Annotated in this window: 22 protein-coding genes; 5 read left to right on the top strand and 17 right to left on the bottom strand. The window is 46.9% G+C overall.

Annotated elements, in window-relative coordinates; all coding sequences use genetic code 11:
• The first annotated feature begins 45 nt into the window (after positions 1 to 45).
• Both bmr and bmrR read left to right on the top strand, forming a co-directional pair.
• Positions 46 to 1,215, top strand: coding sequence for a multidrug efflux MFS transporter Bmr (gene bmr, locus AC0DBE_RS03230; RefSeq protein ID WP_014114323.1), 1,170 nt, complete (start codon positions 46 to 48; stop codon positions 1,213 to 1,215).
• Positions 1,216 to 1,287: 72 nt separating this feature from the next.
• Positions 1,288 to 2,124 carry a multidrug efflux transcriptional regulator BmrR gene (gene bmrR, locus AC0DBE_RS03225; protein WP_061186907.1) on the top strand — a complete coding sequence of 279 codons (837 nt, stop codon included), beginning with the start codon at positions 1,288 to 1,290 and terminating at the stop codon, positions 2,122 to 2,124.
• A 60-nt stretch (positions 2,125 to 2,184) separates the two neighbouring features.
• Here the strand turns inward: bmrR and AC0DBE_RS03220 are convergent, their stop codons facing one another.
• The 8 genes from AC0DBE_RS03220 to AC0DBE_RS03185 all read right to left on the bottom strand — a co-directional run bounded on the left by AC0DBE_RS03220 (position 2,185) and on the right by AC0DBE_RS03185 (position 12,262).
• Positions 2,185 to 3,468: a dihydrolipoamide acetyltransferase family protein gene (locus AC0DBE_RS03220; protein WP_072182031.1), complete on the bottom strand. Its 1,284-nt coding sequence runs from the start codon at positions 3,466 to 3,468 to the stop codon at positions 2,185 to 2,187.
• 21 nt (positions 3,469 to 3,489) lie between these two features.
• Complete coding sequence (gene bfmBAB / locus AC0DBE_RS03215; RefSeq protein ID WP_061186905.1) at positions 3,490 to 4,473, bottom strand: 3-methyl-2-oxobutanoate dehydrogenase subunit beta; 984 nt, start codon at positions 4,471 to 4,473, stop codon at positions 3,490 to 3,492.
• A 13-nt stretch (positions 4,474 to 4,486) separates the two neighbouring features.
• The gene (gene bfmBAA, locus AC0DBE_RS03210; protein WP_014114327.1) at positions 4,487 to 5,479 is read right to left on the bottom strand and encodes a 3-methyl-2-oxobutanoate dehydrogenase subunit alpha; all 993 of its coding nucleotides are present in this window, start codon (positions 5,477 to 5,479) and stop codon (positions 4,487 to 4,489) included.
• A gap of 21 nt (positions 5,480 to 5,500) precedes the next feature.
• Positions 5,501 to 6,925 carry a dihydrolipoyl dehydrogenase gene (gene lpdA / locus AC0DBE_RS03205; RefSeq protein WP_061186904.1) on the bottom strand — a complete coding sequence of 475 codons (1,425 nt, stop codon included), beginning with the start codon at positions 6,923 to 6,925 and terminating at the stop codon, positions 5,501 to 5,503.
• 21 nt (positions 6,926 to 6,946) lie between these two features.
• Positions 6,947 to 8,038 (bottom strand): butyrate kinase, encoded by a 1,092-nt coding sequence (buk, locus tag AC0DBE_RS03200; protein ID WP_014114329.1) that lies wholly within the window; start codon positions 8,036 to 8,038, stop codon positions 6,947 to 6,949.
• An 18-nt stretch (positions 8,039 to 8,056) separates the two neighbouring features.
• Complete coding sequence (gene bcd / locus AC0DBE_RS03195; RefSeq protein WP_072182032.1) at positions 8,057 to 9,151, bottom strand: branched-chain amino acid dehydrogenase; 1,095 nt, start codon at positions 9,149 to 9,151, stop codon at positions 8,057 to 8,059.
• An 11-nt stretch (positions 9,152 to 9,162) separates the two neighbouring features.
• The gene (gene yqiS / locus AC0DBE_RS03190; protein ID WP_014114330.1) at positions 9,163 to 10,062 is read right to left on the bottom strand and encodes a phosphate butyryltransferase; all 900 of its coding nucleotides are present in this window, start codon (positions 10,060 to 10,062) and stop codon (positions 9,163 to 9,165) included.
• Positions 10,063 to 10,186: 124 nt separating this feature from the next.
• Positions 10,187 to 12,262 carry a sigma-54 interaction domain-containing protein gene (locus AC0DBE_RS03185; protein ID WP_014114331.1) on the bottom strand — a complete coding sequence of 692 codons (2,076 nt, stop codon included), beginning with the start codon at positions 12,260 to 12,262 and terminating at the stop codon, positions 10,187 to 10,189.
• A gap of 152 nt (positions 12,263 to 12,414) precedes the next feature.
• Between AC0DBE_RS03185 and AC0DBE_RS03180 the strand changes: the two genes are divergently transcribed.
• On the top strand, positions 12,415 to 12,651 hold the full coding sequence (locus tag AC0DBE_RS03180) for a DUF2627 domain-containing protein (RefSeq protein ID WP_003226453.1): 237 nt from the start codon (positions 12,415 to 12,417) through the stop codon (positions 12,649 to 12,651).
• Between the two features lie 43 nt (positions 12,652 to 12,694).
• Here the strand turns inward: AC0DBE_RS03180 and prpB are convergent, their stop codons facing one another.
• The 9 genes from prpB to AC0DBE_RS03135 form a co-directional block, all read right to left on the bottom strand.
• On the bottom strand, positions 12,695 to 13,600 hold the full coding sequence (prpB, locus tag AC0DBE_RS03175) for a methylisocitrate lyase (protein ID WP_061186903.1): 906 nt from the start codon (positions 13,598 to 13,600) through the stop codon (positions 12,695 to 12,697).
• A gap of 19 nt (positions 13,601 to 13,619) precedes the next feature.
• Positions 13,620 to 15,038, bottom strand: a complete 1,419-nt coding sequence (locus AC0DBE_RS03170; protein ID WP_472961050.1) for a bifunctional 2-methylcitrate dehydratase/aconitate hydratase — start codon at positions 15,036 to 15,038, stop codon at positions 13,620 to 13,622.
• 21 nt (positions 15,039 to 15,059) lie between these two features.
• A complete protein-coding gene (gene mmgD / locus AC0DBE_RS03165; protein ID WP_472961048.1) occupies positions 15,060 to 16,178 on the bottom strand; it encodes a citrate synthase in 1,119 nt (372 codons plus the stop codon).
• Positions 16,179 to 16,210: 32 nt separating this feature from the next.
• The gene (locus AC0DBE_RS03160; RefSeq protein WP_014114336.1) at positions 16,211 to 17,350 is read right to left on the bottom strand and encodes an acyl-CoA dehydrogenase; all 1,140 of its coding nucleotides are present in this window, start codon (positions 17,348 to 17,350) and stop codon (positions 16,211 to 16,213) included.
• 27 nt (positions 17,351 to 17,377) lie between these two features.
• On the bottom strand, positions 17,378 to 18,241 hold the full coding sequence (locus tag AC0DBE_RS03155; RefSeq protein WP_014114337.1) for a 3-hydroxybutyryl-CoA dehydrogenase: 864 nt from the start codon (positions 18,239 to 18,241) through the stop codon (positions 17,378 to 17,380).
• Positions 18,242 to 18,266: 25 nt separating this feature from the next.
• Positions 18,267 to 19,448 (bottom strand): acetyl-CoA C-acetyltransferase, encoded by a 1,182-nt coding sequence (locus AC0DBE_RS03150; RefSeq protein ID WP_087986897.1) that lies wholly within the window; start codon positions 19,446 to 19,448, stop codon positions 18,267 to 18,269.
• Between the two features lie 127 nt (positions 19,449 to 19,575).
• Positions 19,576 to 20,307: a glycerophosphodiester phosphodiesterase gene (locus tag AC0DBE_RS03145; RefSeq protein WP_014114340.1), complete on the bottom strand. Its 732-nt coding sequence runs from the start codon at positions 20,305 to 20,307 to the stop codon at positions 19,576 to 19,578.
• 79 nt (positions 20,308 to 20,386) lie between these two features.
• Positions 20,387 to 21,007 carry an N-acetylmuramoyl-L-alanine amidase family protein gene (locus AC0DBE_RS03140; protein WP_472961045.1) on the bottom strand — a complete coding sequence of 207 codons (621 nt, stop codon included), beginning with the start codon at positions 21,005 to 21,007 and terminating at the stop codon, positions 20,387 to 20,389.
• 18 nt (positions 21,008 to 21,025) lie between these two features.
• Complete coding sequence (locus AC0DBE_RS03135) at positions 21,026 to 21,322, bottom strand: hypothetical protein (protein ID WP_014114342.1); 297 nt, start codon at positions 21,320 to 21,322, stop codon at positions 21,026 to 21,028.
• 324 nt (positions 21,323 to 21,646) lie between these two features.
• Here AC0DBE_RS03135 and AC0DBE_RS03130 point away from each other — a divergent pair, with 324 nt between their 5' ends.
• The gene (locus AC0DBE_RS03130; protein WP_152024368.1) at positions 21,647 to 21,781 is read left to right on the top strand and encodes a hypothetical protein; all 135 of its coding nucleotides are present in this window, start codon (positions 21,647 to 21,649) and stop codon (positions 21,779 to 21,781) included.
• Positions 21,782 to 21,853: 72 nt separating this feature from the next.
• Entirely contained in the window at positions 21,854 to 22,972 is a 1,119-nt protein-coding gene (locus AC0DBE_RS03125) for an NADH-dependent flavin oxidoreductase (RefSeq protein WP_072566533.1), read from the top strand.
• Positions 22,973 to 22,995 lie beyond the last annotated feature (23 nt).

Genomic DNA, 22,995 nt, shown 5'->3' with positions numbered 1-22,995 from the left:
GGCATTAGAGTATAAGGGATACACTTTCGAAAAAGGGGAAGTTACATGGAGAAACAAAATATCACCTTAACAATATTATTAACCAATTTATTTATTGCGTTTTTGGGGATCGGACTTGTGATTCCGGTAACACCTACCATTATGAATGAGTTGCATTTATCGGGTACCGCGGTCGGCTATATGGTTGCCTGCTTCGCTGTTACACAGCTCATTATTTCACCAATAGGCGGACGATGGGTTGACCGCTTCGGACGTAAAATTATGATCGTGATCGGCCTGTTGTTCTTTAGTGTTTCGGAGTTTTTATTCGGCATCGGAAAAACAGTTGAGGTTTTATTTATCTCCCGTATGCTTGGCGGTGTCAGCGCTGCCTTTATTATGCCTGGGGTCACGGCTTTTATCGCGGACATCACGACCATTAAAACGCGGCCGAAAGCGCTAGGTTATATGTCAGCCGCTATTTCAACAGGCTTTATTATCGGTCCTGGCATCGGGGGGTTTTTAGCGGAAATCTATTCCCGTTTGCCTTTTTTCTTTGCGGCAGCCTTTGCCTTACTGGCAGCCATTTTATCAATGCTCACGCTGCGCGAGCCGGAACGAAATCCTGAAAATCAGGACATAAAAGGGCAGAAGACAGGCTTCAAACGAATTTTTGCACCCATGTATTTCATTGCTTTTCTCATTATCCTGATTTCGTCTTTTGGTTTAGCGTCATTTGAATCTTTATTTGCGTTATTCGTTGACCATAAATTCGGATTTACGGCCAGCGACATTGCTATTATGATTACAGGAGGAGCGATTGTTGGCGCTATTACGCAAGTCGTCTTATTCGACCGCTTTACAAGGTGGTTTGGCGAAATCCATTTAATTCGGTATAGCTTAATTCTCTCGACGAGCCTGGTATTCTTAATGACATTCGTGAATTCTTATGTTGCGATTCTGCTAGTTACAGTCACCGTATTTGTCGGATTTGATCTCATGCGGCCTGCGGTAACGACTTATCTGTCAAAGATTGCGGGAAATGAACAGGGGTTCGCCGGCGGTATGAATTCAATGTTTACAAGTATCGGCAATGTATTCGGGCCTATTATCGGCGGAATGCTGTTCGATATTGATGTAAACTACCCATTCTACTTTGCAACGGCAGCTTTAGCCATAGGCATTGCGCTGACCATTGCTTGGAAAGCGCCTGCACATCTCAAAGCCAGCACATAATAAAAAGCGCATTCTTTGTGTACTGCAAAGTATGCGCTTTTTCATTATACTGATCATAGAAGGAGTGGTGGCATGAAAGAATCGTATTACTCAATTGGAGAAGTTTCAAAACTGGCAAACGTGTCGATTAAAGCGCTCCGTTATTACGATAAAATTGATTTATTTAAACCCGCCTACGTCGACCCGGATACCAACTACCGCTATTATACAGATTCTCAGCTCATTCATCTGGATTTGATCAAATCATTGAAATATATCGGCACACCTTTAGAAGAGATGAAAAAGGCACAGGACTTAGAAATGGGAGAACTATTTGCTTTTTATACAGAGCAAGAGAAGCAAATCAGGGAGAAATTGGACTTTTTATCAGCATTGGAAGAAACCATTTCACTGGTGAAAAAACGGATGAAACGGCAGATGGAATACCCTGCGCTCGGCGAGGTGTTTGTTTTAGATGAAGAAGAAACACGCATCATTCAGACAGAGGCAGAGGGAATCGGGCCTGAAAACGTGCTCAACGCCTCCTACAGCAAATTAAAAAATTTTATCGAATCAGCAGATGGATTTACGAACAATAGCTACGGTGCCACTTTTTCATTTCAGCCGTACACCAGCATTGATGAAATGACTTACCGTCATATCTTTACGCCTGTATTGACGAATAAACAAATTTCTGCCATTACGCCGGATATGGAAATCATAACGATTCCTAAGGGCAGATATGTTTGTATCGCGTATAATTTTTCACCTGAGCATTATTTTCTCAACTTACAGAAGCTTATCAAGTATATCGCAGACCACCAATTAACAGTTGCCAGTGATGTTTACGAGTTAATTATACCGATTCATTACTCACCCAAAAAACAAGAAGAATATCGGGTCGAAATGAAAATCCGAATCGCTGAATAATGCTGCATAGAAAAAGAGCATTTTTTGAAGTTATGTTTCAAAAAATGCTCTTTTTGCTTATTAGTAAACAGATGTTTTCTCGTCAATCGATTCTAAAATTTGTTTCACGCGTCCGAGGAATCGTCCGCACACAAGGCCGTCAAGCACTCTGTGATCCAAGGACAGGCACAGATTGACCATATCTCTGACAGCAATCATGCCATGATCCATGACAACCGGGCGTTTGACAATGGATTCCACTTGAAGAATCGCAGCCTGAGGGTAGTTGATGATGCCCATCGACTGAACAGATCCGAACGAACCCGTGTTGTTGACGGTAAACGTTCCCCCCTGCATATCATCTGCTGAGAGTTTTCCGTCTCTAACTTTTTTGGCAAGATCAGTAATTTCTCTCGCAATGCCTTTAATTGTTTTTTCATCAGCGTTTTTAATCACCGGAACAAATAAAGAATCCTCTGTCGCAACTGCGATTGAAATATTGATATCCTTTTTCTGAATGATTTTATCGCCCGCCCACATGCTATTCATTTGCGGGAATTCTTTTAACGCCTGAGCGACCGCTTTGACGAAAAAGGCGAAAAAGGTTAAATTAAAGCCTTCTGTTTTCTTGAAGGAATCTTTTATGCTGTTGCGGTATGCGACCATGTTTGTGACGTCAACTTCCATCATCGTCCAAGCATGTGGAATTTCTGTTTTGCTTCGTTTCATATTGGAAGCAATTGCTTTTCTTACGCCTGTGACAGGGATTTCTTTATCCCCGGCTGTAGACGCAGGATATGAAATCTCTTCCTTCTTCGTCTCTGGTTTTGGTGAAGACGCAGGCGCAGGAGCTGCTGTTTTATGCTCCTCAGGTCGTTCTTTCACGCCGCCTGTTTCAATGATGCGCTGAATATCTTTTCGCGTAATGCGGCCGCCGGCACCTGTGCCTGTCACTTGATCAAGATCAATGCCGTGCTCTCCGGCCAAACGAAGTACAGCTGGCGAGTAGCGCTTTTTATTGGGCTGACTGGCTTCTTCGGCGCGGTTTTCTGCGGCAGGTGCAGGTGTCTCAGCTGCTGCTGACGCCTCCGGCTGCTCTTGTTTTTGTTCAGCCGGATTGGCGCCTTCTGTTTCGATTTTGCAAATGATTTCCCCGACTTGCAGGGTCTGGCCTTCTTCACCCACAAGCTCTGTTATCGTACCTGTAAAAGAAGACGGAACCTCTGCATTCACCTTATCTGTCATGACTTCCGCGATCGGATCGTATTTGTTCACTTTATCACCGGGGGCGACAAGCCATTTGCTGATCGTCCCCTCTGTCACGCTTTCTCCAAGCTGCGGCATCGTCATTTGTTCAATTGCCATGATTGTATCCTCCTTACGTCTTTAAAACTCCGCTAATTCTCTCATCGCCGCTTCCACTTTATCAGGGTTGACCATAAAGTATTTTTCCATTGTCGGCGCATAAGGCATAGCCGGAATATCAGGACCTGCAAGCCGTTTGATCGGCGCGTCTAAGTCGAACAGACAATGCTCGGATATAATCGCGGCCACTTCACTCATGATGCTGCCTTCTTTTGTATCCTCTGTAACCAAAAGGACCTTACCGGTTTTTGATGCGGCTTCGATGATTGCTTCTTGATCGAGCGGATAAACCGTTCTTAAATCCACCACATGCACTGAAATGCCATCTTTTTCGAGACGTTCTGCAGCCTGTAACGCGAAGTGGACACACAGGCCGTATGTAATCACTGTGATATCGTCGCCTTCCCGTTTTACATCAGCCTTGCCGATTGGCAGGACATAATCATCTGCCGGAACCTCTCCTTTTATCAGGCGATACGCGCGCTTGTGCTCAAAAAACAGCACCGGATCTTCATCACGAACTGCGGCTTTTAAGAGGCCTTTCGCGTCATATGGCGTTGAAGGCATCACAATTTTCAGTCCGGGCTGATTGGCGAAAATCGCTTCGACTGATTGAGAATGATAAAGCGCTCCGTGCACGCCGCCACCATAAGGGGCTCTGACAACGATCGGGCAGCTCCAGTCATTATTGCTGCGATAGCGGATTTTAGCTGCCTCAGAAATAATCTGGTTAATTGCTGGCATAATAAAATCAGCAAACTGCATTTCGGCAATCGGTCTCATGCCGTACATAGCCGCTCCGATACCGACACCGGCGATCGCTGATTCAGCAAGCGGCGTATCCATAACACGCTCTTCTCCAAATTGTTCGTACAGGCCGGCTGTGGCTTTAAATACACCGCCTTTTTTTCCTACATCTTCCCCAAGAACGAAGACACGTGAATCTCGTTCCATTTCTTCTTTCATTGCCAAATTGATCGCATCAATATATGACATTACTGACATTTGTACTTCCTCCCTACTTCGCATACACATAATCGAGCGCTGACTCAGGAGCTGCATAAGGAGCGTTCTCCGCTTCATCTGTCGCCTCGTTTATGATTGCCATGATTTCATCCAGCATGGTTTGTTCTGTCTCTTCGGACAGCAGGCCTGCTTCCTTTAAGTAAGCTTGATAAGTAAGCAGAGGATCACTTTTTTTCGCTTCCTCTACTTCTTCACGGCCTCTGTAGCTGCTGTCATCGTCATCACTGGAATGCGGTGTCAGGCGGTAAGAAATCGTTTCAATTAATGTCGGGCCTTCTCCTCTGCGCGCGCGTTCACGCGCTTCTTTCACCGCTTGATAAACCTCCAGCGGATCATTTCCATTCACAGTTACGCCAGGCATTCCATAGCCTACGGCACGGTCGGAAATGTTCTCACATGCGACTTGCTTATCGTAAGGCACTGAGATTGCGTATTTGTTGTTTTCACACATGAAAATCACCGGGAGCTTATGGACAGCGGCAAAGTTTGCTCCTTCATGGAAATCGCCTTGGTTTGAAGAGCCTTCACCAAAAGTAACAAAGGCTGCGATATCCTTTTTCTCCATACGTCCCGCCAGCGCAATGCCGACTGCGTGCGGAACTTGCGTTGTTACTGGAGACGATCCTGTCACGATGCGGTTTTTCTTTTGTCCGAAATGCCCCGGCATCTGACGGCCTCCTGAGTTTGGATCTGCAGCTTTGGCAAACCCGGACATCATTAAATCCTTTGCTGTCATGCCAAATGCCAGCACGACGCCCATGTCTCTGTAGTACGGCAGTACATAATCCATTTCACGGTCAAGAGCAAAAGCCGCCCCTACTTGCGCTGCTTCCTGTCCTTGACAAGAGATCACGAACGGGATTTTGCCAGAGCGGTTTAACAGCCACATTCTTTCATCGATTTTTCTTGCTAATAGCATGGTTCTATACATATCAACGGCTTCCTGATCAGTCAGCCCTAGTGCTTGATGTCGGTTTGTACTCATTCAAGCCCCTCCTTTGTGCTTTTAAAAATGAATGGCTTTGCCGTCTGCGGCAAGCGCTGCTTCTCCAATCGCTTCAGAAAGCGTCGGATGCGGATGAATCGTTTGTCCGACCTCCCACGGCGTCGCGTCCAGTACTTTGGCAAGCCCCGCTTCTGAAATCATGTCTGTGACATGAGGGCCGATCATATGCACGCCGAGGATATCATCCGTGTCACGATCCGCCACGATTTTTACAAATCCGTCGCTATCTCCGTATACAAGCGCTTTTCCTATTGCCATAAATGGGAACTTGCCGATCTTGACATTGTGCCCATTCGCCTTTGCTTCATCTTCTGTTAAGCCGACACTGGCAGCTTCAGGACTAGAGTAGATGCACTTCGGTACAAGCGTTGGATCAAGCGAATGCGGATTGAGACCTGCAAAATGCTCAACGGCAATGATTCCTTCATGCGATGCAACGTGAGCTAACTGAAGGCCACCGATTACGTCTCCGATTGCATAAATATGAGATTCCTTCGTTTGACAGCTTTCATTGACTGAAATGACGCCTTTTTCAGTGACAATATCGGTGTTTTCTATGCCGATGCCTTCGATATTTGCCTGTCTGCCGATGGAAACTAGCATTTTTTCAGCAGAGTAAGTAATGGTTTCTCCGTCTTTTTCCGCTTGTATACTGATGTCGTCTGACGTTTTTGTCATTGTGTCAGGCAGCACTTTTGCCCCTGTAACGAACTGAATGCCTTTTTTCTTAAGCAGACTTTCCATTTCTTTTGAAATGTCTTGATCCTCAGTCGGCAATATGCGGTCCGCGTATTCAATAACCGTTACCTTCACGCCAAAATCATGAAGCATAGACGCCCATTCGATACCAATAACGCCTCCGCCGACGATGATGATCGATTTTGGCAGCTCCTCCATTTGGAGAGCCTCATCCGAAGTCAATACATGCTTGCCGTCCGCTTCAAGACCCGGAAGCATTCTTGGTCTTGATCCTGTTGCAATAATGACTTGTTTCGGGATTAGCATGTCATTTTCTTCGCCATTTCCCCGTTCAACAGAAATCGTTCCCGGCAGCGGGGAGAAGATTGACGGTCCGAGGATACGGCCATATCCGTCGTACACGTCGATTTTTCCTTTTTTCATTAAATGATTCACACCGGCTGCAAGCTTATCCACAACAGCTTGCTTACGCTGCTGCACTTTTTCAAAGTTGAGGGACACGCCAGCCGTTTCCACTCCGAATTGATCGGCTTCACGAGCTGTCCGGTATACCTCCGCGCTTCTAAGCAGCGCTTTACTCGGGATACAGCCTTTATGCAGACATGTCCCCCCGAGTTTTTCCTTTTCCACAACGGCTGTTTTTAAGCCGAGCTGAGCGGCTCTGATGGCCGCAACATAACCGCCGGTACCGCCGCCCAGAATGACTACGTCATACTCAGTTGCCATGGTGACTCACTCCTAGTCTGTCTATTCAATACGATATTGTTTGGATTGCTCTTCGCCCAGCAATACCCTGAGCGCCCCTTGGGCCAGAGACTGCAGTTCATTTTCTCCCGGATAGACTAAAACGTCTGAAATCCAATCTATGTATGATCTGATATTGGAAACAAAGCTTTTGCCGTACGCAAGTCCTCCCGTCAGCACAATCGCTTCAACTTCGCCTTTTAATGCAGCGCTGGCTGCCCCGATTTCCTTTGCTACCTGATACGCCATGGCATCAAAAATGAAACGGGCTTTTTCATCGCCCCCCTGAATCATCTGTTCCACTTTTACTGCGTCATTCGTACCGAGATAGCCGAAAAGCCCGCCGGTGCCCACCAGTTTTTTCATGATTTCTTCTTTTGTATACTGTCCTGAAAAACATAAATTCACAAGATCTCCCGCAGGCACTGTTCCTGCACGTTCAGGACTGAATGGCCCCTCTCCGTGAAGGCCGTTATTGACATCTACCACTCGCCCGTGGTCATGGACGCCAATTGTAATCCCGCCGCCCATATGGGTAACAATCATTTTCATGTTCTCATATCGTTTGCCGAGAGAGGCTGCCGCCTTACGGGCGACAGCTTTTTGGTTTAACGCATGGAAAATACTTTTCCGTTCAATTTCGGGCATACCTGAAATTTTTGCGAGCACTGACATTTCGTCTACGACAACAGGATCGACGATATACGAAGGGATATTCAGACCGTCAGCGATTTCTCGCGCGATAATACCGCCGAGATTAGAAGCATGCTGGCCGGCATAGCCGCTTTTCAAGTCCTCAATCATGTCATCGTTCACTTCGTAAGTTCCGCCTTCAATCGGCCGGAGAAGGCCGCCTCTGGCGCAGACTGCATCAAACTTTGAGATATTGATTCCCTGTTCATGAAGCGTTTCGAGAATATGGTTTTTACGAAATTCATACTGATCAATAATATAGTCAAATCGCTGCAGCTCTTCTATGTTGTGTCTCAATGTTTTTTCAAAAATGCTTCGTTCGTTATGAAAAACACCGATTTTCGTTGAAGTTGAGCCTGGATTAATTGTGAGAATGCGTTTTTCATCATGTAGCACTTTCATAACCTCCAGATCAATTTCTTAACGTCTGCTTAATACACTGTGACCGTTTTGCAAAAACTGGCTTCTTGAGCGGCGCATGCGTTCAATCCGTTCCTCTGCCAAGCGGTCAGCCGCTAAATACGTCGGAATGCCGTCACGCTGAGAAATTTCAAGTACACGCTCAATATTGCCGTAAATGCCTTCAACTTTCTTCAATGCGCGTTCTGCATTATAGCCGTAAAGCTCATCTGCCACGTTGATGACGCCGCCAGCGTTAATGACATAATCCGGTGCGTAAACGATGCCCATTTCGTGAATTTGATCGCCATGGCGTGTTTCTTTTAATTGGTTGTTAGCCGCACCCGCGATGACTTTCGCCTTCAGCTGTTTAATGGTGTCGTCGTTGATTGTCGCACCAAGGGCACACGGCGCATAAATATCGCAGTCTTGTGAATAAATCTCTTCCGGATCAACCGCACGGGCGCTAAAATCTTCAACTGCGCGCTGTACTGACTGTTTGTTGATATCCGTAACGATTAAGTTTGCCCCTTCTTCATGCAGGTGGCGGCATAGATTGTAGGCTACGTTCCCTACACCCTGTACAGCAATGGTTTTCCCTTCAAGAGAGTCGGTTCCGAAAGCAGCTTTAGCGGCTGCTTTCATTCCTCTGTACACCCCGTACGCTGTAACTGGAGAAGGATTTCCAGAAGAGCCGAAAGCAGGAGAAATCCCTGTCACATAATCTGTTTCATCATGAATAATGTCCATATCCTCAACCGTTGTGCCTACATCTTCAGCTGTAATGTATCTGCCGTTCAGTCCTTGAATATAGCGGCCAAACGCGCGGAACATTTCTTCATTTTTATCTTTGCGCGGATCGCCGATTATCACTGTTTTTCCGCCGCCAAGGTTTAAGCCTGCTGCCGCGTTTTTATAGGTCATGCCTCTTGCCAGTCTGAGCGCGTCTTCAATTGCCGCTTCTTCATTTTCATATGTCCACATTCTCGTTCCGCCAAGCGCCGGACCAAGCGTTGTATCATGAATTGCGATAATCGCTTTTAAGCCTGATTGTTCATCTTGGCAGAATACCAATTGTTCGTAATCGTATTTCTCCATATATTTAAAAAGTTCCATGTTCGTTCCTCCTAGTGTGTGTATTCTTCAGATGCGCATATCGCCAGCGCAATAGAATACAGTTTATTTTCAGCGGAATCCGCTCTGCTCGTTAAGGCAATCGGCGCTTTTGCTCCCGTAATCACAGCCGCCACGCTGGCCTTCGCAAAATAAATTAGTGATTTATATAAAATATTGCCGGCCTCAATTGTTGGGACGAGAAGGATATCAGCGTTGCCCGCTACATTTCCCGAAATCTTTTTCTGGGCTGCAGCAATTTGTGATACTGCGTTATCCAAAGCAAGCGGTCCATCAACAATGCAGCCTTTGATCTGGCCTCTTTTGCACATTTGAGCAAGAGCAGCAGCATTCACTGTCGCTTCCATTTTCGGGTTCACCGTTTCGACCGCTGCCAAAGCAGCTGCTTTTGGCATATTGTTCCCTACTGCATGAGCCACATGAACGGCGTTTTGCAAAATCTGCCGAAGCTCTTCCAGCGAAGGGGCAATATTCATAGCCGAATCTGTCACAAACATCAATCTGTCAAAGTCCGGTATATCAAACACAGCCACGTGGGAAAGGACACTGGATGACCGAAGCCCCTCCTGTCTGTTCAACACCGCTTTAAGCAAAACAGAAGTCGGCACATTCCCTTTCATTAAAACGTCCGCTGTTTTGTGATGCACAGCACGAACTGCTAATTTTGCCGATTCCTCAGGCGAATCGGCATGAACGATTTCCACATGATGCCCTTGCATAGATGATGTCAGATCGTTTAGTTTCTTGCTGTCGCCCACTAACAAAAAACGGGCGGATAGGTGCTCGGCTGCCAGCTTTACAGCCCGGATCACTTCCTCATCCTCAGCATGGGCAACCGCAATGGTCTTGTTTTTGTACATCGATGCTTTGCCGATCAAATCTTTCAGCTTCATCTGTTACCACCTCTCTTGTTTCGACTCCGCCTTTTATTATGCAAGTTCCATGCCAGCTCCTCGCCATGCTGTCATAACGGATGTATTGAAAAATTCGTGCAGATGTTTGCGTTCATTCTGCAAATTATTGCATGCCTTCATTTGCAAGGCCGTATTTATCCATTTTGTAATATAAATTCCGAATGCTGACACCGAGGGCTTTCGCTGTTTTTGTCCGGTTAAAATGATGCTTTTCGAGCGTTTGCTGGATCAAATGCGCTTCAAATTTTTCTACTGCGACAGACAGCTTTTCGCCTTTAATATCCGGAAAATCAAACCCTGCACCTTGTTCTGTGTCACTTTCTTTTTGCACAAGTTCGAATACAGGCAAGTGATCTTTTTCAATCCATTCCATATGCGGATTCAGAAAAATCATGGCTCGTCCAAGGACATTTTCCAGTTCGCGGACATTCCCAGGCCAATGGTATGCGGATAAGGCACGCAAAGCTTGCTGCGAGAGCCCCTTTACATTCCTGCCGTAATCCCGGTTGATCTTTTGGATAAGCCGGACGCTGAGTGCCTCAATGTCCTCCAGCCGCTGCCGCAAAGGCGGAATAGAGATCGGATAGCGGTTAATCCGGTAATACAGGTCTTCGCGGAATGTTCCATCCGCCATCGCCTTTTCGATATTTACATTTGTCGCCGCGATCACTCTGACATTGACAGGGATCGCTTTTGTGCCGCCCACTCTGACGATTTCCTTCTCTTGAAGGACGCGGAGCAATTTCGCCTGCATATTTTGTGTCAGCTCGCCGATTTCATCTAAGAAAATGCTGCCATTATTGGCTTCTTCGAATAAGCCCTTTTTACCTCCGCGCTTCGCTCCTGAAAACGCACCATCCTCATAGCCGAACAATTCTGATTCAAGCAGGTTTTCAGAAAGGGCTGCACAATTCACGCGAATAAATTTATTGTATTTCCGGTCGCTTTCGTTATGGATGGCATGGGCGAACAGTTCTTTTCCTGTTCCCGATTCCCCGCGTAGCAAAATCGTTGCCGGCGTTTTCGCCCCGAGCTTCGCCTGTTCAAGCGCAACCAGCATTTGCTCGCTTTTGCCGATAATGTCGTCAAAAGTGTATTTCGCTTCAAGCGTCCGAATGATTTGCCTTGCGCGGTTAAGCTCCGCTGTCAACATTTTAATTTCGGACACATCGTGAATCACACCGACGCTGCCTTTCAAAATCCCGTCTACAATGACCGGCGCTACATTTACGATGACCTCTTTTTCATTCGGGCCGACCTTCATTCTGACACCGCGGACAGGCCGTCTTGTTTCAAGCACCTTTAAATGCATGCTTTCACCTTCAGAGATATCAGTGTTTGCAGGCTTGCCGATGACTTCTTTTTCAGAAAGCCCCGTCATTTTCGTATACGCTTTATTGATCAAGAGTCCGATGCCGTTTTCATCAACGACAGAAATTGCCTCGTCGGAGGATTGAATAATCGCCTCCAGCATCGTGCGCACCTGTTTGAGATTCGTCACTTCCTCCGCCAGCTCAACGGCATCCGTTATATCCTTGAATACACAGAGCGCTCCGAGCAAACGGCCGCCTTCATCAATGATCGGCAGTCTGGTAGTCACGATTTGATTCTCACCTAAAAGCTGCTTTTGGTTGTATTCAGGCTCTCTCGTTTTTAAAATCCGCGGCATCTTTGTGCTCGGAATGACTTCTTTGATCGGGCGCCCGATGACTTCCTCGCGTTTTTTCCCGACCATCTTTTCGGCCATATGGTTAAAGAGAATGATTTCTTCATTGATATCAATAAAAATCATCCCGTCATGGGTAGAATTAAAAATTCGATCGTGTTTATATGTTTGCTCTTTTAGCATTTGAATCAGGTGCTGCTTTTCTTCCATCAGCTGAAAAACGATGTACGCCATTTTCCCTGGCATAACAATTGTCTCTTCATGCTTTTCCTGAAGGAGTTTGTCAAACACGGCTTGATCGCCGGTGGTATGAATGACGATATCCGGTTTTTGTTGTATGTAAGGTTTCCAATCAGATGAAACGGCAATCCCATACTGTTCTGCTTCTATCAATCCCGGCGCCTCGGGGTCTTTGTCAACCACGGCAATGATCTCTATGATGGCTGTTTTGATCAGAATGTGTAATAACGCCGTTCCCCTTTTGCCGGCACCTACAATCAGTACCTTTTGCATCCCGCTACCCCTTTGCATGAAAAAATTTGCACACCTATTTATTCCGTTGCAATAATTTGCACAACCCTATGTTACCACGTTTTCTTCTCTTGACAAAATATTTTTTCCGCTGGACAATAAAGGAAATGAAAAGATAAAGGAGTTTTCTGAGGATGAGCCGACTTCTTGCGCTTTTGATATTAGTCATCCCCGGTGCCATTTCCGCTTTAGGCATTAAACTGATGAGGGATACGCTTTTCGGCCATACGATAAAGCCATTCGGAGCTCTTTGGCTCCAAGGTTTGTCAGGATTTATCTTTTTTGTGTTCGGCCTTTATGTGCTGGCCGGGTTCATTTTATTCAGAGACAGAAAACGCAATCAAGTCAGCCCGCGATTCAGAAAACGATAGCTGCAAAAAAGCCGGAGAACTCTCCGGCTTTTGTTAGTCGAAACTATTCGTCAGGCAAAACGGTCTTGGCAATTGTTTTATCTAACGCTTCATAGTCATAATAAGAAATCGTCTCGTACAGTTCTTTCCGTGTCTGCAAATGATGAAGCCCTTCTTTTTGTGAGCCGCGCTCCTTCATCAAACCAAACATTCGTTCATAAGCTTTTGCCGCCGCTCGAAGCGATGTGACAGGATAAATCACCATGCGAAACCCCATATCTTCGAATTCATCGGCGCGATAATACGGCGTTTTCCCAAATTCGGTCATATTCGCAAGGAGCGGAACGGAGATGCACTCAGCAAACTGGCGGAATTCGTTCTCCGCCTGAAGCGCTTCCGGAAATATCGCGTCCGCTCCCGCTTCAATGTAAGCCTCTGACCGTTTTATTGCGGCATCAAGTCCTTCCTGTGCCCTAGCATCAGTACGGGCAACAACGACAAGGGAGGGCGCCGCTTGTTTGATCGCTTTTATTTTTTGAGCCATTTCCTTTATCGGAACAAGCTGTTTGCCATTTAAATGTCCGCATTTTTTCGGAAGCTGCTGGTCTTCGATTTGAACGGCGGCTACTCTGGCTTCAAGCATCTCGCGGGCGGTTCGGGCGGCATTTAACACACCGCCAAATCCCGTATCGATATCAACAAGCAGAGGCAGGTCTGCTGCACGCACAAGATCTTTGGCCCGATCAGCCATTTCTGTCGACGTGATGATCCCTAAATCAGGAAGCCCCCTGCTGGCTGTATATGCCGCACCAGACAAATAAATGGAAGAAAAACCGGCCTCCTTTGCAAGCAAGGCGGCCATCCCGTCATGAGCGCCGGGAATTTGCAGAATGTCCGGCGCTGACATCAGCTTGCGGAAACGCCCGGCAAGCTCCTCTTGTGACGATTGTTTATTGACGATCCACGACATGACGCAAGCCCCCCTTCTTTTACATGCAGAACATATCTACGAATTCATTTACGCGCATCGTTTGTAATGTCTCATAGCTGGTACAGCGCTCATAAATGTGTTTGTGCTGTTTATCAGCATAATGAGTTTTGAGATTGGCAGAAAACTTTTCCAGCAGTTTCGGCACTGCTTCGTCTCTTCGAAAACGATGGCCGAGCGGAAATTCACATTCCACCATTTCCGTGCTCGTTCCGTCTTTAAAATAAACTTGAACGGCATTTGAAATGGAACGCTTATCGGGTTTCAGGTAATCCTCCGTATATGTTTTATTTTCAGTCACTTCCATTTTATCCCGTAGCTTATCTATTCTCGGATCACTCGCTGTTTCAGCTTCATAATGCTGCGCGGTAATATCACCAAAAAGCAAACCGATTGCTGTAATGTATTGGAGGCAGTGATCACGATCAGCGGGATTGTGAAGCGGGCCTTTTTTATCAATGATTCGGATAGCGGATTCGTGCGTTCTGATGACAACTCGGTCAATCTCATCAATCCGGCCCTTTACCTGGGGATGAAGAATGACGGCGCACTCTGCCGCTGTCTGGGCGTGAAATTCCGCAGGATAAGACACTTTAAATAACACATTTTCCATGACATAAGCATCGAGCGGACGGGCAAGTTTGATCTCTTTCTTATTGAATAGAACGTCTTGGAAGCCCCATCCCGGTGCGCTTAACGCTGTCGGATAACCCATTTCCCCTTTTAACGCCATCAGCGCCAAATGAACACCTCTGCTAGTTGCATCTCCTGCCGCCCATGATTTACGCGAGCCTGTATTCGGTGAATGCCGGTATGTCCTCAAGGCTGCATTGTCAATCCATGCATTCGAAAGCGCATTTTTGATTTCTTCTCTTCTGCCGCCCAAAAGCTTTGCTGCAACAGCAGTTGTCGCAATTTTGACAAACAGTACATGATCAAGGCCGACTCGGTTCAAGCTGTTTTCTAACGCCAGCACACCTTGAATCTCGTGTGCTTTGATCATCATTTCAAGTACGTCGCGTACCGTTAAAGGCTCTTTTCCTTCAGACAGCCTTACTCTCGATACATAATCAGCAGCGGCAAGGATTCCTCCCAGATTATCCGACGGATGCCCCCACTCCGCCGCCAGCCACGTATCGTTGTAATCGAGCCAGCGGATCATGCACCCGATATTAAACGCTGCCCTCACCAGATCGAGAATATATGATGTTCCCGGTACTTTGCTTCCATTCGGCACAATCGTTCCGGGAACAATCGGGCCAAGCAGCTTTGTGCATTCGGGATACCGGAGCGCCAAAATCCCGCAGCCCAGCGTATCCAGCAACACATGCCCCGCTGTTGTATATGCCTCTGAGCTTGTAATCTCTTTCTCAAGCACATAGTCTGTAATTTCTTCAATGACATGATCCGTTTTCAGCATGCTACCAGTTCCTTTCATGATTTATGATTCGGCCTGATGGCGCGGGCCCATATAGCTGACACGGGGGCGGAAGAGACGGTTATTGGAATGCTGTTCGATCACATGGGCGCATAAACCGGACGTTCTCGCGCTGAAAAAGACAGGTGTATACAAAGGAATCGGTATGCCGAGCATCCAATACACCGGGGCAGCGTAGTAATCCAAATTCGGGTAAAGCCCTTTTTCCTTCTCCATCAGCCGCTCTCCTGCTTCACACATCTCGTATAAACGATGGTCACCGGCTTTATCGCATAATTGTTGCAGCGCCTCTTTCATCATGAGTGCTCTCGGGTCCATTTTTTTCATATACACCCGGTGGCCGAACCCCATAATTTTTTCTTTTCTTTTCAGTTTTATTTGCAGAAGCTGCTCAAAATCGGACGTTGTTTTCGCCTCCAAAAGCATATACATCACAGCTTCGTTTGCTCCTCCGTGAAGATTCCCTTTCAGGGAGGCGACAGCTCCTGTCAAAGCACCATAAAGATCCGAATGTGTAGAAGCAATGACCCTTGCCGCAAAGGTTGAATTCGGCATCTCGTGCTCACTGTACAGGACGAGGGAGCGGTCAAAAATCCGTTCTTCCAGTGAGGACGGCAATTTCCCTGTCATCATGTATAGAAAGTTTGCACTGTAGGATAGGGTTTGAAGCGGAAGAAGCGGCTCTTTCTTATTGATGATCCTGTAGCTGGCAGCAGTGAGGGCAGGCATTTTCCCGAGAAGCTGATAGGCGCGTTCTTTGTTTGCAGAAGGAGTGCGATCATCTATGTGCCGATCATAGCCGGCAAGTGCCGACAGACCGGTACGCAGGCTATCCATCGGATGAATGTGCTCAGGGAGTAGTTCAAGCAGACGGAGATGATCAGCAGGCAGGCTTGATGCACTGTTTATGTTTCTTTCCAGCGCTTCCATTTCACTTTCTTCCGCCAGCCTGCCCTCCAGCAATAAATGAACAATCTCCAAGTAGCTTTTTGTTTTAGAAAGATCTATTAAATCATAGCCTCGTATCAAAATCTGGCTGGACTGCGTGTCAAGATAAGAAATATGAGTTTCTGTCGCGATCACACCGTCCAAACCCGGAGAATAATGCTGTTTCTCCACCATATCCTCAACCTCCGTTTTGCGTTTTTTGTCTATCAGGTTCCGCCAAGCAGATGCTTGGAAATAATCAGTCTTTGAATCTCGTTCGTCCCTTCATAGATTTGCGTCACCTTTGCATCGCGAAGCAGCCGCTCGACCGGATAATCCTTCATATAGCCATAACCCCCGTAAATTTGGACGGCGTCTAACGCCGCCTTCACCGCGGAATCTGAAGCAAATTGTTTAGCCATAGACGCTTCTTTTCCGCAGGCCAAGCCGCGATTATGAAGGTCTGCGGCGTGGTAGACAAGATGCCTTGCTGCCTCAGCCCTTGTCGCCATGTCAGCCAGCTTAAACGATATGCCTTGATTGGCTGCGATAGGCCTTCCGAATTGCACCCGCTGCTTCGCGTAACCAACGGCATGCTCAAGAGCCGCCTCTGCAATTCCGAGCGCTTGGGCCGCAATGCCGATGCGGCCGACATTTAAATTCGCCATGGCAATGTGAAAGCCATCACCCTCTTTGCCAAGCAAATTTTCTTCAGGCACTTCTGCATTATCAAAAATCAGTTCCGTAGTATTGGAACCATAGAGCCCCAGCTTTCTTTCTTTTTTTCCTACAGTAAAACCGGGTGTGCTTTTTTCAACGATAAAAGCTGAAATCCCGTGCCTGCCTCGATCTTGAGCTGTTAAAGCAAAGGTGATATAGATATCGGCGGCTCCTCCGTTCGTAATGAATATTTTCGATCCGTTTAATAGGTATTTGCCGTTCTTTTTGATGGCTGTTGTGCGGAGGCTTCCAGCATCCGATCCTGAGTGAGGCTCCGTCAGTGCAAATGCGCCCAAATGGTCTCCTGAAGCGAGCTTCGGTACATATTTCATCTTCTGTTCTTCGTTGCCGAAGTACAGAATCGGATTTGTGCCGACCGAGGTATGAACGGAAAGAATGACACCGACAGCCGCGCTGATTCTAGAAATCTCATGAATCGCCAAAATATAAGAAATAACATCCGCCCCTGCGCCGCCGTATTGTTCCGGCACCGGTATTCCCAACAAGCCGTGTTCACCCATTTTTTTGATCAACTGAAACGGAAATTCGTCCGTTTTCTCCATGATTTCAGCAGCGGGAGCAATTTCTTTTCGGGCAAAATCACGCACCATTTTTCGCATCATGACTTGCTCTTGGGTTACATGCAACTCGGCCACCCCCGGATGGAATTGACTTCAGAAAGTCCTCTCCTCATATTGATAAAAACCGCGTCCACTCTTTTTGCCAAGCCAGCCCGCTTTGACATATTTGCGGAGCAGCGGGCAAGGACGGTATTTGGAATCGCCAAGGCCGGAATAAAGAACTTCCATAATTGATAAACACGTATCCAGCCCGATAAAATCCGCTAATGTAAGCGGGCCCATCGGATGGTTCATGCCCAGCTTCATCACCTCGTCTATTGCCTCCGGCTTCGCCACCCCCTCATACACGCAATAGATGGCTTCATTAATCATTGGAAGAAGAATGCGATTGGAAACAAACCCCGGAAAATCATTGACTTCTACCGGTGTTTTCCCCATCTTTTCCGCTAATCCCATAACAACTAAGGCCGTTTCTTCTGATGTAGCCAAGCCGCGAATCACTTCAACTAGCTTCATCACAGGGACAGGATTCATAAAATGCATGCCAATGACTCGTTCAGGCCGGGTTGTCACAGCAGCGATTTCAGTAATAGGCAAGGAAGATGTATTGCTGGCCAAAATCGTATGAGGCGGACAAATGTGATCAAGTGTGTTAAACATTTCAGTTTTCGCCGTCATGTTTTCTGCAATAGCCTCAATCACAATGTCCGCATGCTTTGCCTCCTCAAGCGTTCGAGAGAGCGAAATGCGGCTGATCACATCCTTCACTTCCGCTTCGGTCTTTCTTCCTTTTTCAGCATCACGGGTCAGCTGTTTCTTCAACCGCTTCAATCCTGCCTCCGCAGCCTCCGGGTTCACATCGTACATCCGCACATAAAAACCTGCGTCGGCAGCTGTTTGAGCAATTCCGCTTCCCATCTGACCTGCACCGGCCACCATGATATGTTTAATCTCCATTTAAATCCCCTTTTTCGTCATTGTTTTAATGAACCTGCACTAAGACGGCATCTCCCTGAGCCGCACCGCTGCAGATGGCGGCAACTCCCAGTCCCCCTCCCCGGCGCTTTAATTCATAAACAAGCGTCATGAGAATTCTTGCCCCGCTTGCGCCAATCGGATGGCCGAGCGCGATCGCACCGCCGTTTACATTTACTTTTTCAAGATCGAAACCGACGATTTTTTCACATGTCAAAACAACAGAAGCAAACGCTTCATTTACTTCAAACAAGTCAATATCTTGGACAGTTAAACCGTTCTTTTTCAGGAGCTTGTTAATTGCAAACCCCGGAGCTGCCGCTAGCTCATTCGCTTGCATTCCCATAGTTGAAAAACCAAGAATTGTAGCCAGAGGCCGTTTGCCAAGCCCAGCAGCTTCGTCCTCAGACATCAGCACGAACGCACCGGCTCCGTCATTGACCCCGGGAGCATTACCGGCTGTGATGGAACCATCACTTGTATAAATGGGAGAAAGTTTTGCAAGCTGATCCAGACTTGTGTCACGCCGAATCGCTTCATCTTTTTCGACCATATTTGTTTTTCCTTTTCGGTTGGTCCAGCTTACGGGAACAATTTCATCATGAAGCTTTCCTTCATCGGCTGCCTTAGCTGCTCGCGCATGACTTCTCAGCGCCCATTCATCCTGCTCCCTGCGAGAGATTCCATATTCCTTGGCGGCTGTATTTCCGTGAACAGCCATATGCACCTCATCAAACGCGCATGTTAACCCGTCATAAACCATTAAGTCCCTAAGCTCACCGTCTCCCATCCGCGCTCCCCAGCGCCCGGCGGGAACGGCATATGGAATATTGCTCATGCTTTCCATTCCCCCGGCGACAAGAATGTCCGCATCTTGCGCCCGAATCATTTGATCACACAGGGTGACAGCGCGCAGTCCGGATGCACAGACTTTATTTAGCGTTTCTGACGGCACACTCCAAGGCATTCCAGCCAGACGGGCAGCTTGGCGGGAAGGAATCTGCCCTGAGCCGGCTTGGACAACCATGCCCATAACAGTTCCTTCCACCTCATCTCCAGATACTCCAGCGCGATGTAACGCCTCCTTCATCGCAATGCCCCCAAGCTCAGCAGCTTTCACCTCTTTCAATGCACCACCGAATTTGCCAAATGGTGTTCTTGCAGCACTTACAATGACTGTTTTCCTCATGGTTTCACCTCATTCAGAAGATAGACAGCGCTTACAATTTCTAGTTGTCTTCTATGAATGTATGCTTTGAAACGGGCATGAATGAATGAAAAAAGAAGGCTGCGCCAACAGCCTCCTTCCAACACAACTATTTATTTTTTAGCAATGCCAAAGCCTTTGCAGGAAAATCGGTGAAAATGCCGTCTGCCCCCGCTTCAAAGAGGCGCTTCATATCTTCCGGCCGATTGACTGTATACGGCCTTACCTTGATCGAACTGTTCCTCATTTTCTTCAGTACTTCATCTGCTGTCCCCGGGCTGTTCAGCTTCGGGTGATAGCCGGAAGCTGGAATTGATGTGATATACTGATCAGCCTGATAAAGCACATCTGAAGTCAATGCCGCTCGTTCGATATGGGGAGCAAGCCGGGCGCATAGCGCTAAGCTTTCATGATTAAATGTGGACAGGATGATTCTTTCCTCTATATTGAACCTCTTCACTGCCTCCAGTACTTTTTCTTCCATTCCTTCATAGCGGATCACGCTGTTTTTTAATTCAATGTTGATGAGAAAATCCTTTTTGTCCGCCCACAAGAGCACATCTTCAAGCAGCGGCACTTTGATATCTCTGTACGTTTGATCATAACCAGCGGCGGCATTCGCAGTCTTTATCACATTATACACTGTATCCTTCACGAATCCTTTGAGCGATGTCGTCCGGTCAAGTCTTTCATCATGTATCACAACAATGCGTCCGTCTTTTGTCAGTTGCACATCAAGCTCAATTCCGTCCGCTCCGGCTTCAATTCCTTTTTCAAATGCAAGCATAGTATTTTCGGGATATTGACCTGATGCCCCCCGATGGGCAAAAATCTTTGTCATCGTTTCACCTCAAGCCCTAAAGTTTTCTCCATTATACTGATTTTGGCGGTTCCACTCTAGGATTAAGGCTGTATCAATCTTACTGATCATAATAAGAGTCAATGCCGGTGACAATCGCATCTGCGGCTTTTTGCTGGTATTCTTCACTTCCAAGCTTGTCCGCGTCAGAGCTGTTTGTCATAAATCCAAGCTCCGCCAGCACACTCGGCATTTGTGAATATGTAATGACGTAAAAGTCTGATTCTTTCACGCCCCTGTCTCTCGTTTGTAAGGATGACACCAGCTGGGACTGAATATCTGACGCCAGACGCCGGCTGTTTTCCCCTTCATAATCAGACTGAAAATACGTTTCTGTTCCTGAAGCTGAAGCAACCCCTGAATTCACATGAATGCTAACAAAAAGATCGGCCTGATTGGCACTTGCCTTTGCCAATCTTTCCTCCAGGGTCAGAAAATGATCGTCGGATCTGGACGCAACTGGATTGGCTCCCTCCGCTTTCAGCTTGTCCGTCACATGCTCGGAAACTGCTAAATTAATATCCTTTTCAAAGAGCCCGTTTCCGACCGCTCCACTGTCTTCACCTCCGTGTCCGGCATCAATGTATACTGTTTTTCCTTCTATTGGCTCTGCTGCCTGTGCATAGGGTCCGAGCGTCAAAGCCAATCCGCATAAAGCTAAGCTCCTCCATAACATTCTCAACTTTCTCCCTCCGGTCTTTTATGACGAGTTCTTCTGCAGCTGAATATCTTGCAGTTGTAACGTTCCATTATCCTTTTTTATATATTTCACCAGGACATTTGTGTGATCTGGCAGTGATTCACATTCATCACGTTTATCCTTCGGAACCTGTATCATGGTTTCTTCTCCATTCAAAGAAACCGCAATCGTATGAGGATCAGCCGAGCCAATGTATTTTCCCTCTTCGGTAAACTTTGGGACTGAGTCATCCGCACTTGCAATACTGCACCCTGAGAGAAACAGCACAGTAAACAGCAAAAGAGCCGTTTGTTTCACATGATCACCTCTTCCTGATGTTTGGCTTTTATCTTTGACCAGAATGGCAGATTTGTAAAGCCGACGCGTAAGACGGCACTGGATTCCACATTTTTCAAAAGGGCTATCCGACCTGATCATTTCCTGTTGTTAGAAAGAAAGCAATCGCATTTGTCTATGAGGATGGCTCTAATTGAGGCGCATATTAGAAAAAATTAACGGAAAGAAGCAACTTTTTATTCATTTTAAAAAATTTGAGGAATGATGTGAGCAAATCGTTTGACGAGTGGATCAGCCAGGCGTAACCTTTTAAAGGATATTCACTTTACAGAAAGAGTTACAGCCATGAAAAAATTCGTACTGTTGCTCGCTGCAGCGGTCATCACTTGCACCATCGGCCACCAAATCAGCGGCGGCTACAAAGCCCCCGAAAAAGAGCGCAGAAAACATCACTCTGCTCTCAAGATATTCAGCCGGTAAAGCAGATCAATTGCATTAATTTTTACATATAGGCTAGAATATGTGCGAATCCAAACGAAAGAAGATGATCAAATGAATCCTAAGTATAAACCGCTGTTTGAACCATTTACATTTAAAAGCGGCGTTACAATCGACAACCGGATCACAGTAGCACCAATGACTCATTACGCTTCTAATGAAGACGGTACGATATCTGAAGCAGAGCTTGACTACATCATCCCCCGCTCAAAAGAGATGGGAATGGTGATTACAGCCTGCGCAAACGTCACGCCGGACGGAAAAGCATTTCCCGGGCAGCCGGCCATCCATGATGACTCCAACATTCCAGGTTTAAAAAAACTAGCGCAAGCGATTCAGGCGCAAGGTGCTAAAGCTGTTGTGCAAATTCATCACGGCGGCATTGAATGCCCGTCTGAGCTCGTTCCGCAACAAGAAGTTGTAGCGCCAAGTGACGTGTTTGATGACGGCAAGCAAATTGCCCGCGCCTTAACAGACGAAGAAGTGGAAAACATCGTGAAGGCATTTGGAGAAGCGACAAGACGCGCCATTGAAGCCGGCTTTGACGGTGTCGAAATTCACGGCGCAAACGGCTACTTGATTCAGCAGTTTTATTCTCCGAAAACCAATCAGCGCACAGACCGCTGGGGAGGAAGCGACGAAAAACGATTAGCCTTCCCGCTTGCTATTGTCGATGAAGTGAAAAAAGCTGCTGCAGAACATGCGAAGGGTGCATTCTTAGTCGGCTATCGCCTGTCTCCGGAAGAACCTGAGACACCAGGATTAACAATGACTGAAACCTTTACGCTTGTTGACGCTTTAGGAGATAAAGAATTGGATTACCTTCATATCTCACTGATGGACGTGAACTCAAAAGCGCGCCGCGGTGCAGATCCGACTCGCACACGCATGGACTTATTGAATGAACGTGTCGGAAACAAAGTGCCACTTATCGCCGTCGGTTCCATTCATTCCGCAGATGACGCACTGGCTGTGATCGAAAACGGTATTCCGCTAGTCGCTTTGGGACGCGAAATTTTAGTTGACCCTGACTGGACAGTGAAAGTAAAAGAAGGCCGGGAAAAACAAATTGAAACCGTGATAAAAGGCACTGACAAAGAAAAATATCACTTGCCTGAACCGCTATGGCAAGCAATTGTGAACACACCTGGCTGGGTGCCTTATAAAGATTAATGTGCAAAGACTGCCGAAACGAT

Source organism: Bacillus sp. VA15 (genome assembly GCF_055721145.1).
The sequence above is the reverse complement of the archived record's forward strand: the minus strand, read 5'-3'. Positions and strand labels throughout refer to the sequence as shown.

Excerpts from the sequence above, each read along its gene's own strand:
- bmr (WP_014114323.1), top strand. The coding sequence starts at position 46 with ATGGAGAAACAAAATATCACCTTAACAATATTATTAACCAATTTATTT.
- bmrR (WP_061186907.1), top strand. The coding sequence starts at position 1,288 with ATGAAAGAATCGTATTACTCAATTGGAGAAGTTTCAAAACTGGCAAAC.
- AC0DBE_RS03220 (WP_072182031.1), bottom strand. The coding sequence starts at position 3,468 with ATGGCAATTGAACAAATGACGATGCCGCAGCTTGGAGAAAGCGTGACA.
- bfmBAB (WP_061186905.1), bottom strand. The coding sequence starts at position 4,473 with ATGTCAGTAATGTCATATATTGATGCGATCAATTTGGCAATGAAAGAA.
- bfmBAA (WP_014114327.1), bottom strand. The coding sequence starts at position 5,479 with ATGAGTACAAACCGACATCAAGCACTAGGGCTGACTGATCAGGAAGCC.
- lpdA (WP_061186904.1), bottom strand. The coding sequence starts at position 6,925 with ATGGCAACTGAGTATGACGTAGTCATTCTGGGCGGCGGTACCGGCGGT.
- buk (WP_014114329.1), bottom strand. The coding sequence starts at position 8,038 with ATGAAAGTGCTACATGATGAAAAACGCATTCTCACAATTAATCCAGGC.
- bcd (WP_072182032.1), bottom strand. The coding sequence starts at position 9,151 with ATGGAACTTTTTAAATATATGGAGAAATACGATTACGAACAATTGGTA.
- yqiS (WP_014114330.1), bottom strand. The coding sequence starts at position 10,062 with ATGAAGCTGAAAGATTTGATCGGCAAAGCATCGATGTACAAAAACAAG.
- AC0DBE_RS03185 (WP_014114331.1), bottom strand. The coding sequence starts at position 12,262 with ATGCAAAAGGTACTGATTGTAGGTGCCGGCAAAAGGGGAACGGCGTTA.
- AC0DBE_RS03180 (WP_003226453.1), top strand. The coding sequence starts at position 12,415 with ATGAGCCGACTTCTTGCGCTTTTGATATTAGTCATCCCCGGTGCCATT.
- prpB (WP_061186903.1), bottom strand. The coding sequence starts at position 13,600 with ATGTCGTGGATCGTCAATAAACAATCGTCACAAGAGGAGCTTGCCGGG.
- AC0DBE_RS03170 (WP_472961050.1), bottom strand. The coding sequence starts at position 15,038 with ATGCTGAAAACGGATCATGTCATTGAAGAAATTACAGACTATGTGCTT.
- mmgD (WP_472961048.1), bottom strand. The coding sequence starts at position 16,178 with ATGGTGGAGAAACAGCATTATTCTCCGGGTTTGGACGGTGTGATCGCG.
- AC0DBE_RS03155 (WP_014114337.1), bottom strand. The coding sequence starts at position 18,241 with ATGGAGATTAAACATATCATGGTGGCCGGTGCAGGTCAGATGGGAAGC.
- AC0DBE_RS03150 (WP_087986897.1), bottom strand. The coding sequence starts at position 19,448 with ATGAGGAAAACAGTCATTGTAAGTGCTGCAAGAACACCATTTGGCAAA.
- AC0DBE_RS03145 (WP_014114340.1), bottom strand. The coding sequence starts at position 20,307 with ATGACAAAGATTTTTGCCCATCGGGGGGCATCAGGTCAATATCCCGAA.
- AC0DBE_RS03130 (WP_152024368.1), top strand. The coding sequence starts at position 21,647 with ATGAAAAAATTCGTACTGTTGCTCGCTGCAGCGGTCATCACTTGCACC.
- AC0DBE_RS03125 (WP_072566533.1), top strand. The coding sequence starts at position 21,854 with ATGAATCCTAAGTATAAACCGCTGTTTGAACCATTTACATTTAAAAGC.